Source organism: Saccharothrix sp. NPDC042600 (assembly GCF_040647305.1).
Lineage (GTDB): Bacteria > Actinomycetota > Actinomycetes > Mycobacteriales > Pseudonocardiaceae > Actinosynnema > Actinosynnema mutabilis.
This window is the reverse complement of sequence record NZ_JBEZBW010000042.1, coordinates 50,740-65,345: the sequence shown is the minus strand read 5'-3', so window position 1 is coordinate 65,345 and position 14,606 is coordinate 50,740. Positions and strand designations below refer to the sequence as shown.

Sequence of the window (14,606 nt, the reverse complement as noted above, 5' to 3'; positions counted from 1 at the left end):
CCGGCGCGCGGCCCGGCGCGGCTGCGGTCGGCGCTGGGCGTGATCGGCGCGGCACAGTGCGCGGCCGGCCTGGTGGTGCTGGCCGCGCCCGCCTCGTCCGCGCTGATCGCGCACTCGCCGACCGCGTTCGTGACCGGCGCGTGGCGGTGCGCGGTGGGTGTCGCGCTGGTCGTCGCGGCGGTCCGGCGCACCCCGCCTTCGACGCTGATCCCCTTGCTCTGCACGGTCGTCGCGCTGCTCGCGGTGCGCCACCTCGCGGGTGACCCGGTCCACGGCTGGTCGTCCGCGGCGCACGCCCTCGACGTGGTCGCGCACGTCCTCGACGCGGTCGCCCTGGCACTCGTGCTCGCACTGCGCCGCACCCACGCGGCGCGGTGACAATCGACGCGCCGCCGATTTCGTACCACCCGGTTCAGCGGTGTACCGGGTGGTACGCCCACACGGTGCCGGGTGGTGCGCCCCCACGGTGCCGGGTGGTGCGCCCGCACACCGGAAACCGCGCAATCCGGACACGGCAAAGTCGGGCCGCCGGATCACCGGTGGCCCGACTTTGCGCAATAACCGGCAAGGACGGATCTATACGCCGTTCGTCATGACACTTTTGCGAGCGGACGGGCACCGTAAGTGACGCGCACGACGCCGTCGTCATGGCGCTCCGTCACCGCCGTGACACCGAAAACGGCGGACAGCACGTCGGGGGTGAGCGCCGCCAGCACCGGCCCGGACGCGACGACCCGCCCGCGGTCGAGCACCACCAGCCGGTGGCAGCTGCGGACGGCCAGGTCCAGGTCGTGCAGGACCGCCAGGGTCGTGACGCCCAGGGTGTGCACCAGTTCGAGCAGCTCGAACCGGGCCCGGATGTCCAGGTGGTTGGTCGGTTCGTCCAGCACCAGCAACTGCGGCTGTTGCGCCAACGCCCGCGCCAGCAGCACCCGCTGCCGCTCACCGCCGGACAGCGACCCGTAGATCCGGTCGGAGTGCCCGAGCATCCCGGTGCGCTCCAACGCGTCGACCACGATGTCGTGGTCCTCGCGGGTCTCCCGGTCGAACATGCCCTTGTGCGGCGTCCGGCCGAGCGCGGCGACCTCCCGGACGGTCAGGCCCGCGGGCGTCGGGCTGTTCTGGAGGACGGCCGCGGTCCGCCGGGCGGCGGCGCGGGCGGACAGCGACCAGACGTCCTCCCCGCCCAGCAGCACGGTGCCGCCGGACGGGCGCATCGAGCGGTAGACCGTGCGCAGCAACGTGGACTTCCCGCTGCCGTTCGGGCCGAGCAGGCCGACGAAATCGCCGGGGGCGACCTCCAGGTCCACGTCGTGCAGGATCGGGGTGCCGCCGATGGCGACGCTGACTTGTCTCAATTGGAGTTTCATGAGTGTGAAAGGCTCCGATCCCGCCGCATCAGCCAGATGAAGAACGGCGCGCCGAAGAGGGCGGTGAGGATGTTCAGCGGGAGTTCGTTCGGCGGGTCCACCGTGCGGCACAGCAGGTCCACCGCGACCAGGTAGACCGCGCCGACGAGCGCGGAGATCGGCAGGACCCTGCGGTGGTCCACGCCGAAGGCCAGGCGCACCAGGTGCGGCACCATCAGCCCGACGAACCCGATGCCGCCGGCGACCGCGATGAGCACGCCCGCCAGCAGCGACGTCAGCACGATCACCACGACCCGCAGGCGCTTGACGTCCACGCCCAGCGCGGTCGCCGACTCGTCGCCGGTGACCAGCGCGTTGAGCTGACGGCCGTACATCGTGAGCAGGACGGTCACGCCGACCACCACCACGCCGGCCACCTGCAACTGGTCCCACCGCGCGCCGGCGACGCTGCCCAGCAGCCAGAACATGATCTGCCGCATGTTGTTCGGCGAGGTCTGCAATTGCAGCAGGCTGGTCACGGAGGTGAACACGTAGCTGACCGCGACCCCGGCGAGCACCAGCCGCACCGGGTTGAGCCGCCCGCGTTGCTGCCCGAGCGCGAACACCAGCGCCACGGCGAGCATCGCGCCGGCGAACGCCGCGCCGGACACGCCCAGGCCGCCCAGCGCGCCCGCGCCCAGCGCCATCACGGTGACCGCGCCGACCGAGCCGCCCGCGGACACGCCGAGGATGAACGGGTCGGCCAGCGGGTTGGCCACCAGCGCCTGGAGCACGACGCCGGCCACCGCGAGCCCGGCGCCGCACAGCGCGGCGAGCAGCACGCGCGGCACGCGGAAGGTCCACACGATCTGCTCGTGCGCCGGGTTGACGCCGGGGTCGGCGCCGGTGAGGTGGCCCCACACGATGCGCCAGGTGTCGCCGACGGAGACCGGCACCGAGCCGACCGCGGCGGCGACCAGCACCATCACGACCAGCAGCACGCCGAGCACCAGCAGGCACAGCGCGAGCGGCGCGCCGTGCAGCGGCGCCGGTCTGGCTGCCGGTCGGGGCGGCGGCGTGCGGGTCTTCGGGGGGCGGGACAGCATGGTCATGGCGATCAGAGCGCCCCGGGGTGGGCGGCCTTCGCGATGGCCTCGACCGCCAGGTGGTTGCTCGGCCCGAGGTACACCGAGTCGGACAGCACGACGAACCGCTTGTCCTTCGCGGCGTCCCACTGCGGGAACCGGTCGAACAGCTCCTGCGCGTCGGCCTTCGGGTCCTCCGACATGTAGTCGACCACGACCAGCACGTCCACGTCGGCCTTGGCGACCTGCTCCGCGGAGAGGTTGGCGAACAGGTCCTGCGTCGCGCCCTCGAAGGCGTTGACCGCGCCGGCCTTGGCGAAGATGTCGTTCCAGATGCCGTTGCCGCCGACGGAGCTGAACTCGCCGCCCATCGCCATGCCGGGGATGATCAGCATCGCGTTCCGCTTGGCCAGCTTCGCGGTCTTGGCCTCGACGGCCTCGACGCGCTTCTTGGCGTCGGCGATGACCTGCTCGGCCTTGGCGGAGACGCCGAAGACCTCGCCCAGGTCGCGCAGCAGCGCGTAGCTGTCCTCGATGGACGGCTTGCCGCCGACCGTGCCGACCGCGCCGCACGACGACGCGGGCGCGTAGGTGTTCGCGCCGATGGCGGCCAGGTCGTCGCGGGTGGCGAAGCCGGCCTCGGCGCGGAAGCCGCCGTCGTAGGTGGAGATCACGAAGTCGGGGTTGAGCCCGATCATGGCCTCGCGCGGGATGTCGTACAGGTCGTTGAGCTCGATGTCCCCGGTGGGCAGCTTCTTGATCGCCTCCACCCGGCCGTCCACCTCGGACGCGCCGTAGGACTGGGCGTTGGCGACGACCTTGTCGCCGAGCCCGAGTTCGAGCAGCGCGGACACCTCGGCGACCGAGCCGCCGTTCATGACGACGACCCGGCTGGGCGCCTTCTGGAAGGTGTAGTCCTTGCCGCAGTTGGAGATCGTCACGGGGTAGCCGCTCTGCGCGCCGCCCGCCTGGTCGGTGCTGCCCGCCGTGGCCGTGGAGCAGGCCGCCGCGGCGACCAGCCCGACCACCGCCAGCGGCAATCGCTTGAGGTTCATCCGGTCCTCCTCTGAGTGCTTGACACGACGACCGGTGCCGCCGCCTCGGGTTCTGGTCCCGCCTCGCCCGCCCCTGTCGGTACCTCGTGGGACGATGGATCCGGGGGCCGGAGGCCGGCCGGCAACCGGTGCAGCCGGTAGCCGAGCAGGCCCGTCATGCCGGAAGTGCAGGCCAACAACGCCGCAGCCGCGGTGAACGCCAGCGCGTGGTCGTCGAACGGCACCCCGGGATCGCCGGGCGTCGCCCCCAGCACCACCCGGTAGAACGCCCCCACCACGGCCACGCCGAGCGCGAGCCCGAACTGCGTCACCGTGGTCGCCATGCCCGACGCCGCGCCGGCCTCCGCGGGCCGCACCCGGCTGAGGATCCCCGCCACCAGCGGCGCGACCACCAGTCCCTGGCCGAACCCGGCCGTCCCGATGACGACCACCAGCAACGCCGGTTGCGCCGCCGCCGGCAGCCGCGTGGCCAGCGCCGCCCCGACCAGCACCGACGACAGCAGCCCGCAGCCCACCGCCGGCACCGGCCACGCCACCCGCCGACCGAGCCGCTTGCTCACCGCCGACCCCAGCGCGAAACCGAACCCGAGCGGCACGAACACCAGCCCCGCGGCCAGCGGCGACAGCCCCAGCCCGGTCTGCAGGTAGTAGGTGAACACCAGGAACAGCCCGGAGTTCGTCGCGAACAACGACAGCACGGTGGCCAGCGACAACCGCATCCCCGGCACGGTCACCACCCGCGGCGGGAACAGCGGCTCGCCGCCCGCCCGGTGCAGGGACCGTTGCTGCGCGACCAGCGCCGCGGCCAGCACCGCCGCCAGCGGCACCCCCAGCCACAGCCACCGGACGCCGTCGAACACCAGCGGCACCAGCAGCGCCGGCAGCGCCACGGACGTCAGGGCCGCGCCGACCAGGTCCAGCCGGTGCGGCGCGCCCGCCGTCCCGCCCGGCAGCACCCGGCCCAGCGCGAGGATGCCGAGCCCGACCGGCACGTTGACCAGCAGCACCGGCCGCCAGCCCAGCCCGAACAGGTCCAGGTCCACCAGCACCCCGCCACCGGCGATGCCGCAGATCACGCCGAGCCCGATCACCACGCCGTAGACGCTGATCGCGGTCGCCCGCCGCTCCTCGTCCGGCACGGTCGCGCGGATGATCGCCAGCACCTGGGGGGCCATGAACGCGGCCGTGGCCCCTTGGAGGAACCGAGCCGCGATCAACAGGTCCGCCGTCGGCGCGACACCGCACAGCAGCGACGTCGCGGTGAAGCCGGCGACGCCCCACAGGAACACGCGGCGGTGCCCCACCCGGTCGCCCAACCGCGCCCCGGTCACCAGCAACGCCCCGAACGCGATCACGTAGGCCGCGCCGACGAACTGGATCTGGTCGAACCCCGCGCCGAGGTCCCGCTGGATGGACGGGCTGGCCACGTTGACCACGAACCCGTCCACCTGAGTCATGAAGGTCGCGGCCAGCACCGCGCCCAAGCCCAGCCACTCCCGGTTCACGACGCCCTCCGCAACTCGCCCGACAGTGCGAGCACCGCGCCCACCCAGGCCAACGCCCGCGCGGTCACCATGCCGTTGTGCGTGGTCACCAGCCGATGCACGGCCATGCCGTCCACATGGGACTCCCATGACGAAGGTCCGGGCCAGTCCGGCGTCTTGCCCTCGGTCGCCTCGAACAGCAGCACCTCGCCGTCGAACCGCCGGGGCGTCCACGCCGCGCCCAGCGCCGAGTTGCGCGCGAACGCCCCGCGCACCACCGGGAGCTGGTCCAGGTCGCCGACCAGCGCCGCCACCTCGTCGTCACCGGCCGGCGGCAGGTCCCGCCACGCGTCCGGGAAGGGGAACGAGTCCAGCAGCGCCACCAGCTCCACCGCCTCGCCCTGCTCGCGCAGGACCACGGCCATCTCGTGCGCCACCAGCCCGCCGAACGACGCGCCGAGCAGCCGGTACGGCCCCGACGGCTGCACCTCCCGCACCCGCCGCGCGTAGGACGCGGCCAGGTCGGCGATCGAGGTGAACCCCTCGTCGGCCACCGGCTGGAGCCCGTACACGGGCTGGTCCGGCAGGTGGGCGAGCAGCGCCGCGAACGACCAGGCCAACCCGGTCGCCGGCGCGACGCAGAACAACGCCGGCCCGCTCCCGCCGGCGCGCAGGGGCAACAGGGTGTCGAGCGGACTCCCGGTGTCCACGCCCAGCCTGGGCGCGAGCTTCGCCACGGTCGGCGCTTCGAACACCGTCCGGATGCCGATGGACACGCCGAACTCCGCGCGCACCCGCCCGATCAGCCGCGCCACCAGCAGCGAGTGCCCGCCCAACGAGAAGAAGTCGTCGTCGATGCCCACCTCGGGCAGTCCGAGCAGCTCGGCGAACAACCCGCACAGCACCGCCTCGCGGTGGTCGCGCGGCGTCCGGCCGGCCACCGTCGCCGACAGGTCCGGCGCGGGCAGCGCCGCCCGGTCGAGCTTGCCGCTGGTGGTGCGCGGGATCCGGTCCAGCGCCACGAACGCGGGCGGCACCATGTAGTCGGGCAACCGTTCGGCGGCGAAGCGCCGCAGCTCGGCGGGCGGCGCGTCGTCGCCGACCACGTACGCCACCAGGCGCGGCATCCCCGGCGTGTCCTCGCGCGCCACCACGGCGGCCTGCGCGACGGCGGGGTGCCGCACCAGCACCGCCTCGACCTCGCCCGGCTCGATGCGGAACCCGCGGATCTTCACCTGGTCGTCCGCGCGGCCCAGGAACTCCACCGTGCCGTCCGGCCGCCACCGCGCGAGGTCGCCGGTCCGGTACATCCGCGCGCCCGGCGGCCCGAACGGGTCGTCCACGAACCGCTCGGCGGTCAGCTCGGGCCGGTCGTGGTAGCCGCGGGCCACCGGCGCGCCGCCGAAGTGCAGCTCGCCCACCACCCCCGGCGGCACCAGCCGGCGTCGCCCGTCCAGCACGTACGCGCGGGTGTTGGCCAGCGGCCGGCCGACGATCGGCTCGGGGCTGTCGGCCAACCGGCACCACAGCGTGTCCACCGTGCACTCCGTCGGCCCGTAGAGGTTGTAGACCGACATGCCGGTGCCCCGCAGGGCGCTCCACAGCGCGGGCCCGGTCGCCTCGCCGCCCAGCGCCAGCACGGCGGGCCGGTGCCGGGCCGGGTCGAGGAACCCGGCGGCCAGCAACTCCTCGGCGTAGGTGGGGGTGATGTCCATGAAGTCGATGCCGTGCCGGTCGACGTAGTCCAGCATCGCGGCCGGCTCGCGGCGGCGGTCGTCGTCCACGAAGTGCAGCTCGTGGCCGTCAAGCAGCCACAGCAGGCCTTCCCAGGACGTGTCGAACGACAGCGACGCCGACAGCGCGGCCTTGCGCACCGCGCCGCCGGACTCGGGGCGGATCATCGTGTCGCGGTGGTGGTGGAACAGGTTCACCAGGCCGCGGTGCTCGACCACCACGCCCTTGGGGGTGCCGGTGGAGCCGGAGGTGTAGATCAGGCAGGCGGCGTCGTCGGGCGTGACGGGCGCGTGGAGGTCCGTGTCCGGCAGGCCCGCCGGTTCGGTGTCCAGGAAGACCACCCGGGCGGGGATCCGCTCGTGCCACAGCGCCCCGGTCGTGAGGACGACGACGGGTTCGCTGTCGGCCAGCGTCGCCTCGATGCGCTGCACGGGGTGGTCGGGGTCGATGGGCACGTACGCCGCGCCCGCCTTGAGCACCGCCAGCAGCGCGACGATCGAGTGGGAGGTGCGCGGCAGCAGCAGCGCCACGTACCGGTCCGGGCCCGCGCCGCAGGCCACCAGCAGGCGGGCCAGGCGGTTGGCGCGGGCGTTCAGCTCGGCGAAGGTCAGGGTGGCGTCGCCGGCGACCAGGGCCGTGCGGTCGGGGGTCGCGGCGGCCTGCGCCTCGAACAACTCCGGCACGGTCACGTCCGGCAGCGGCGCGGCGGTGTCGTTCCACTCCCCCAGCAGGCGCTCGCGTTCGCCGGGCAGCAGCAGGTCGACGTCGGCGACGGGGGTGTCCGGGGCCGCGCAGGCGGCGCGCAGGAAGGCCCGGAACCGGGTCAGGTGGCCGGTCAACTCGTCCGGGTCGTAGCAGTTCGGGTTGGCGTCGAGCACCAGCCGCAGCCCGCTGCCGTCCGCGCGGTCGTAGACGTGGACGACCAGGTCCTCCACCAGTCCGGCGCTGACGTTGCGCACGACGCCCCGGTGGCCCGCGAAGCGCAGGTCGTAGTCGAACGGCATGATGTTGACCGACGGCCCGAACAACTTGCGCTCGCTGGCCACCAGCTTCAGGTCGCGGCGCAGCTGCTCGTAGCGGTAGCGCAGGTGCGGTCGCGCGGCCCTCAGCTCGGTGGCCACCTGGGCGGTCAGGTCGGTCAGGGTGGTCTTGTCCTCGACGGTGACCCACAGCGGCACGACGTTGGTCACCATGCACGGCACGCGCAGCGACACCGAGCCCAGCCGCGACATCACCGGCAGCGCCAGGGTCAGCTCGGCCGCGCCGGTCATCCGGTGCAGGTAGGCGGCGAAGGTCGCCGTGACGGCCTCGCTCCACATCGCGCCGGCGAGCCGTGCGACGTCCTTGAGCGCGGCGATGTCGGCGGCGTCCAGGTCGGCGGTCACGCGGTGCACCGACCGGGCGAGCTTCCCCGCCCGCCGGGCCAGCACGACCGGTTCCGCGCGCCCCTCGGCCTTGCCCGTCCAGTACTCGCGGGCGGCGGCGAGCCTCGGCGAGTCCACATAGGACTGGTCTTCGGCGACCACGGACGCGAGCGAGCCGAACGTGTGCTCGGCCGGCTCACGGCCCTCCACCAGCGCCGTGTAGACCTCGGCCACCCGGCGGGCGACGAGCGAGAGCCCGTACCCGTCCAGGGCGATGTGGTGGACCCGTTGGTACCACAGGAAGTGCTCCGGCCCGAGCCGGAGGACCGCCTGCCGGAACACGACGTCGGAGGCCAGGTCCACCGGCGTGGCCAGGTCCGCCCGCATCCACGCCAGCGCCTCGGCCTCCCCGGCGACCTCGACCACGTCCACCGACCACGGCCGCTCCACGACGCGCTGGAACGGCCGCCCGTCGGCGTCCTCGCCGAACACGACGTTGAGCGCCTCGACCTCGGACACCGCCCGGCGCACGGCCGCCACGAGCAGCGGGACGTCCACCGGGCCGCGGACCTCGACGTACTCGGCGGTGTTGAAGGCGGGGCTGTCCCGGTCGAACTGCTGACCGGTCCAGATCCCCTCCTGCGCGGCGCCCAACCGCAGCACCTCAGACATCCCGACCCACCAACAAGCGCAACCACTCGCCGAGCGTGGGCCGCTCGGCCAGGCGCACGAAGTCGACCTCCGCACCCGCCTCCCGCCACCGCTCGACCAGCGTCATCAACCGCACCGAGTCGAGGCCGGCGGCGAACAGGTCCTCCGCGTCGAAGCTCTCGTCCGGGCTGCGGTGGAGCAACTCGGCGACATCCGCCCTGATGCTCGCCGCCGTCAACTGCCCTGCCACGTCATCACCCCAGTTCTCGGTACGTGCGGGGACACGGCGGGATCCGGCGGCCACCACACCACCGGATCTCCGCCGCGAGTTCCCGCTCAAGCCACTGCGTTGAATGGCGCGCCTCCGGCGCGCGGCTCGGCCGCCCTGGAGTCGGCCCGTCGCGCCGCGTATCCCGCCGATCGAAAGCGCGATCGCCGGGAAAGGCGACGCGACAAGCCGACGGCGGCCTCGCGCCGAGGGCGGTGGACACAGCGAGCCCGTGGTCGGCTCAGCCACCGCGTCCAATGGCGCGCCTCCGGCGCGCGGCTCGGCCGCCCTGGAGTCGGCCCGTCGCGCCGCGTTTCCCGCCGATCGAAAAGCGCGATCGCCGGGAAAGGCGACGCGACAAGCCGACGGCGGCCTCGCGCCGAGGGCGGTGGACACAGCGAGCCGGTGGTCGGCTCAAGCCACGGTGTTCTCGTCGTCGTAGACCGTGACGCGGAAGGACACCGCGGGCTCGGGCGTCGCCGTGTGCAGGGCGCGGTGGATCAGGCTGCGGTTGTCCCAGACGAGCATGTCGCCCTTCTCGAACGTCTGCAGGTGGATGTTCTCGTGCTCGTAGGTCCGGTCCAGTTGGCCGGTCGCCTCCAGCAGCTCCCGCAGCAGGTCCGCGCGGTCGTTGCCGTCGCCGTCCTGGACCGAGAGCGTGAAGCCCTCGCTCAGGTACAGCACCGTCTCACCGGTGTGCGGGTGGGTGACCGCGGTGGGGCTGATCACCGGCGGGGTCTTGGCGTTGACCTCGTCGATGATCTCCGAGATCGGCCGGTAGACGTCGGTCGGCCGGATCTTGAAGTACCGCAGCACGCTGTGCGTCGCCGTGGTGCCCTTGACGGCCAGCTTCAGCTCCTCGGACAGCCGCTCGTAGGCCGCCGCCATGTTGATGAAGTACGTGCCGCGGTTCTTGGACGGCACCACCTGCGGGTAGATCATGGTGATGTCGAACGGCTGCGGCATGAACTGGTAGTCCGAGTGCCAGAACTTCCCGGTCTTCGGCACGCCGATCTGCGAGCCGTCGGTCTCCTTGACGTTGGAGGAGACGAAGACCTCCGGCACCTCCGGGTGGTGGTAGACCGGCTCGTAGTACTCGGCGGTGCGGCCCAGCCGCTTGCCCAGCGCCAGGAACTGGTGCGGCGACAGGTCCTGGTGCTTGAGCACGGCGATCTTGTTGGTGTAGACGGCCTTCTTCAGCGCCGCGATGTCCTCGGCCGACGCGGTCTCGGCGTCGAACCCCTCCACGACCACACCGAACGCCTTGTCAGCCTGCGGGGTGATTTCCATGTGCAGTCCTCTTAGCGGGTTTGTGTTCCTGCGATTTCCGGCACCTGAGTAGTCGTCGCTCGACTGTGGACGGTTCCCCCTCCCGGACCGCATTCGCGCAAGGATTCCCCTGCGATTACCGGTCTTTGGCGCTCACGCGCACCCGTTGGTGCGCCACGGCTTACCGCGCAACAGCCTCAGGTGGCAGGCGTGGATCACCGCGGCGGTCGCGTTCGGGTCGTCGCGCATCACCAGGTGCCCGCTGTCGGGGATCACCAGGTGGCACGCGTCGGGCAGCACGCGCCGGGCGCGCGCCGCGTCACCGCGCGGCACGACCCGGTCCTGGCCCGCCCACACCAGGTTCACCGGCGTGGTCTCGCCGACCTCCGTCGAGCGGAACCGGTAGCGGCCCGCGTACCGGGCCAGCGCGCGCAGGTCGCTGCCCACCATCGACGCCACGTCGGCCACCGCGGTGCTCAGCGCCGCCGGCCGGGCCGACAGGCTGCCCAGGACGAGCCCGCGCACCCACGGCCGCGCCAGCAGCCGGGCCCGCGTCCGGGGCGCGAACGCGGACACCAGCCGCAGCATCGCCCGCGTCTTGGCCGCGCACAGGGACGCGTGGCCGACCGTGCGGAACCCGACGCCGCACAACGCGGTGACCGCCGCGACCGGCACGCGCCGGGCCAGTTCCAGCGCGACCGCGCCGCCGAGCGCGTGCCCGACGACGTGCGGCCGGTGGACGCCGAGCGCGGCCAGGCGCTCGGCGACGTACTCGGCGATGCGGGGCACGACCTCGTGGTCGTAGGCGACCCCCGGCACGCCGTTGTGCCCCGGCAGGTCCAGGGCGAGGGCCCGGACGAACCCGGGGATGCGTTCGACGACGGCGTCCCAGCTCGCGCGGCCGAGGCCCGCCCCGTGGAGCAGCACGAGCTGGGGTTCGCCGTCGGCCCGCCGTGGGGCCTCGGCCATCGGGGTGTTCCCGTCTCTCCGGTGACGACGTGCTCGCGACGAACCCGCGAGCCGCGTCAAGAGGCGGTCACCTTCGGCCGGGGCGCCGACGCCGGCGCCGGCGCGGGGACCTCGTTGCCCGCCAACGCCTTGAACCGCCGCAGGCGCAGGCTGTTGGAGACGACGAACACCGAGCTGCCCGCCATGATCAGCCCGGCCAGCATCGGGTTGAGCAGGCCGCTCGCCGCCAGCGGCACGGCGGCCACGTTGTAGGCGAACGCCCAGAACAGGTTGCCCTTGATGGTGCCCAGGGTGCGGCGGGACAGCCGGATCGCGTCGGCCACCACCCGCAGGTCGCCGCGCACGAGGGTCAGGTCGCCCGCCTCGATCGCCACGTCGCTGCCGGTGCCCATCGCGATGCCCAGGTCGGCCTGCGCGAGCGCGGCGGCGTCGTTCACGCCGTCGCCGACCATCGCGACCACCCTGCCCTGCCCCTGCAGCCGCTTGACCTCGTCGACCTTGCCCGCGGGCAGCACCTCGGCGACCACCTCGGTGATGCCGACCTCCGCCGCGACCGCCCGCGCCGCCGCCGCGTTGTCGCCGGTGAGCAGCACGGGGGTGAGCCCGAGCCGGCGCAACTGCGCCACGGCCGCCTTGCTGGTCGGTTTGACCCGGTCGGACACGACGAGCAGGCCGCGCACCGCGCCGTCCCACCCGACCGCGACCGACGTGCGGCCCTCGGCGTCGGCCGACGCCCGCGCCGACACCAGCTCGGAGGGCAGGTCCGCCGAGACGAGCGAGGCCCGGCCCACGACGACCTCCCGGCCGGCCACCGTGCCGCGCACGCCCAGGCCGGTCTCGCTGGTGAACTCGCCGACCGGCGGCAGCTCGCCCACCCGGTCCCGCGCGCCGGCGACGACGGCCCGCGCGATCGGGTGCTCCGACGCGCTCTCCACCGCGCCCGCGAGCCGCAGCAGCTCGGCGTCGGTCACGCCGTCCGCCGGCACGACGTCCACCAGGGTCATCTCGCCGGTGGTGACGGTGCCGGTCTTGTCCAGCACGACCGTGTCCACGGCCCGCGTGGACTCCAGCACCTGCGGCCCCTTGATCAGGATGCCCAGCTGCGCGCCCCGGCCGGTGCCGACCAGCAGCGCCGTCGGCGTGGCCAGCCCCAGCGCGCACGGGCAGGCGATGATCAGCACCGCCACGGCCGCGGTGAACGCCGCGGGCAGCGGCTGCGCCGAGCCGATCCAGTAGCCCAGGGTGGCCAGCGACAGCGCGATCACGCCGGGCACGAACACCGCCGACACCCGGTCCGCGAGCCGCTGCACCTCGGCCTTGCCGGTCTGCGCCTCCTCGACCAGCTTCGCCATCTGCGCCAACTGCGTGTCCGCGCCGACCCGGCCGGCCCGCACGACCAGCCGGCCGCCCGCGTTCACCGTCGCGCCGACCACGTCGTCGCCCGGCCCGACCTCGACCGGCACGGACTCGCCGGTCAGCATGCTCGCGTCCACCGCCGACGAGCCCTCGACCACCACGCCGTCGGTGGCGACCTTCTCGCCCGGCCGCACCAGGAACAGGTCGCCGACGGCCAGCGCCGACACCGGCACGGTCGCCTCGACGCCGTCCCGCAGCACGGTGACGTCCTTGGCCCCCAACGACAGCAGCGCCCGCAGGGCCGCGCCGGAGCGCCGCTTCGCCCGCGCCTCGAAGTACCGGCCGCACAGGATGAACAGGGTCACCCCGGCCGCGACCTCCAGGTACATGTTGCCCTCGCCGGGCGTGCGCTCCAGCGTGATGCGGAACGGGTGCTTCATGCCGGGGATGCCCGCGGTGCCCAGGAAGAGCGTGTAGAGCGACCAGGCGAACGCGGCGATCGTGCCCACCGACACCAGCGTGTCCATGGTGGCCGCGCCGTGCCGCAGGTTCGCGAACGCCGCCCGGTGGAACGGCCACGCGCCCCACACCACGACCGGCGCGGCCAGCGTGAGGCACGCCCACTGCCAGTACTCGAACTGGAGCTGGGAGAACATCGACAGCGCGATCACCGGCACGGACAGCACGGCCACGATCCACAGCCGGTTCCGGGCCGCCGCCAGCTCGGCGTCGTGCTCGGCCGCCTCCGCCTCCGCCGGGTCCACCGCGTCCACAGTGGACACCGGTGGTGTCACGGGCTTGGCGGTGTAGCCGATCTCCTCGACGGCGCTGATGATGTCCGCCTCGGGGATGGTCAGCGACAGCACCACCTTCGCCTTCTCGGTGGCGTAGTTGACCGTCGCCTCGACGCCCTCGATCTCGTTGAGGTGGTTCTCGACGCGCGCCGCGCAGGAGGCGCACGTCATGCCACCGATCAGCAGCTCCAGCCGCGTGTCAGCCGCCGTGGCCATGGGGCTTCCCCTCCGCGTTGCCGCCGGTCGTCCCCTCGGCGGGCGTCCCGTGGCCGCCGTTGCGCACGGCCTCCTCGTTCTTGGCCTTGGCCGCGGCGAACGCCTCCTCGCTCAGGCCGTGCGGCGGCGGGTTCGGGCCCTCGATCCGGACCGTGAACGCGGCCGTGCGCACGACGCCCTGGTGCTGGAAGTCCAGGAACATCCGGTAGTCGCCGTAGGAGTCGGCGTTGGCGTAGAACACGATCTCCGGGCCGGACGCGGTCTGCCCGTCGCCGGGCGTGCCGTCCGGGTGCACGTGCAGGTAGGCCAGGTCGCCGTCGCGCAGCGCCACCAGGTGGCCGTACGCGCCCAGGTACGGCTCCAGGTCGGTGACCGGCTTGCCGTCCTTCTTCACGCTCAGGGTGAGCTTGCCGTCCTGGCCCGGCTTGAGGGTGCCGTCCAGCGTCACCTCGTAGCCGTCCACGACCGAGGTGGCCGACACCGCGGGCAGCGGCTGCGGCCGGTAGTCGCCGGACACCGACACGTCCGCGCCGAGCGTCTCGCCGTGGATGCCCCACAGCGGCTTGAAGTCCGCGAACACCCGGTACTCGCCGGCCACCGGGATGGTCAGCGGCACCCGCCACACGCCGTCCGGGCCGAGGTTGGGGTGGATGTGCCGGAACTGGGTCAGGTCGCGGCTGGCCACGATCAGGTGCATCAGCTTCTCGTGCTGCGGCTGGTACTTCACCAGCGGCGTGCCGTCGTGCTGGAGCACCTGGAAGGCGAACGTCTGCGGCACGCCCGCCGGGAAGTTGTCGGTGAGCACCTTCAGGTACATGCTCTCGTGGGAGATCCGCAGCCCGCCGGGGCCGCCCTCCTCCGCGGGCGCCGCCGCTGCCACCGGAGCGGGCGCCGCCGCGCTCGGCGGCGGGCCGGCGATCCGGCCCACGACGTACGCGCTGCCGAACACGAGCGCCAGGGCGAGCGCGAACGCCCCGAGCTTCGTCAAAGTCTTCATGAACACCGTCCTGGG

Annotated in this window: 11 protein-coding genes; 1 reads left to right on the top strand and 10 read right to left on the bottom strand. The window is 73.4% G+C overall.

What is annotated here, in order from left to right; translation table 11 throughout:
• The coding region (locus AB0A74_RS23970; protein WP_358252669.1) for a hypothetical protein at positions 1–378 on the top strand (378 nt) is incomplete at its 5' end.
• A gap of 212 nt (positions 379–590) precedes the next feature.
• Here AB0A74_RS23970 and AB0A74_RS23965 read toward each other — a convergent pair.
• The 10 genes from AB0A74_RS23965 to AB0A74_RS23920 all read right to left on the bottom strand — a co-directional run bounded on the left by AB0A74_RS23965 (position 591) and on the right by AB0A74_RS23920 (position 14,591).
• Complete coding sequence (locus AB0A74_RS23965; protein ID WP_358252667.1) at positions 591–1,358, bottom strand: ABC transporter ATP-binding protein; 768 nt, start codon at positions 1,356–1,358, stop codon at positions 591–593.
• 8 nt (positions 1,359–1,366) lie between these two features.
• On the bottom strand, positions 1,367–2,461 hold the full coding sequence (locus tag AB0A74_RS23960) for an iron ABC transporter permease (protein ID WP_358252665.1): 1,095 nt from the start codon (positions 2,459–2,461) through the stop codon (positions 1,367–1,369).
• Between the two features lie 5 nt (positions 2,462–2,466).
• Positions 2,467–3,489, bottom strand: a complete 1,023-nt coding sequence (locus AB0A74_RS23955) for an ABC transporter substrate-binding protein (RefSeq protein WP_358252663.1) — start codon at positions 3,487–3,489, stop codon at positions 2,467–2,469.
• On the bottom strand, positions 3,486–4,994 hold the full coding sequence (locus tag AB0A74_RS23950) for an MFS transporter (RefSeq protein WP_358252661.1): 1,509 nt from the start codon (positions 4,992–4,994) through the stop codon (positions 3,486–3,488). Before AB0A74_RS23950 ends, AB0A74_RS23955 begins: the two co-directional genes overlap by 4 nt.
• Positions 4,991–8,743, bottom strand: coding sequence for an amino acid adenylation domain-containing protein (locus tag AB0A74_RS23945; protein ID WP_358252659.1), 3,753 nt, complete (start codon positions 8,741–8,743; stop codon positions 4,991–4,993). Before AB0A74_RS23945 ends, AB0A74_RS23950 begins: the two co-directional genes overlap by 4 nt.
• Positions 8,736–8,972: a phosphopantetheine-binding protein gene (locus tag AB0A74_RS23940; RefSeq protein WP_358252658.1), complete on the bottom strand. Its 237-nt coding sequence runs from the start codon at positions 8,970–8,972 to the stop codon at positions 8,736–8,738. The genes AB0A74_RS23945 and AB0A74_RS23940 overlap by 8 nt, the downstream gene beginning before the upstream one ends.
• Before the next feature lie 432 nt (positions 8,973–9,404).
• On the bottom strand, positions 9,405–10,280 hold the full coding sequence (locus AB0A74_RS23935; protein ID WP_358252656.1) for a TauD/TfdA family dioxygenase: 876 nt from the start codon (positions 10,278–10,280) through the stop codon (positions 9,405–9,407).
• A 132-nt stretch (positions 10,281–10,412) separates the two neighbouring features.
• Complete coding sequence (locus AB0A74_RS23930; RefSeq protein ID WP_358252654.1) at positions 10,413–11,228, bottom strand: alpha/beta fold hydrolase; 816 nt, start codon at positions 11,226–11,228, stop codon at positions 10,413–10,415.
• 56 nt (positions 11,229–11,284) lie between these two features.
• Positions 11,285–13,594 (bottom strand): heavy metal translocating P-type ATPase, encoded by a 2,310-nt coding sequence (locus tag AB0A74_RS23925; RefSeq protein WP_358252652.1) that lies wholly within the window; start codon positions 13,592–13,594, stop codon positions 11,285–11,287.
• Positions 13,578–14,591 (bottom strand): hypothetical protein, encoded by a 1,014-nt coding sequence (locus tag AB0A74_RS23920; protein WP_358252650.1) that lies wholly within the window; start codon positions 14,589–14,591, stop codon positions 13,578–13,580. Before AB0A74_RS23920 ends, AB0A74_RS23925 begins: the two co-directional genes overlap by 17 nt.
• Positions 14,592–14,606 lie beyond the last annotated feature (15 nt).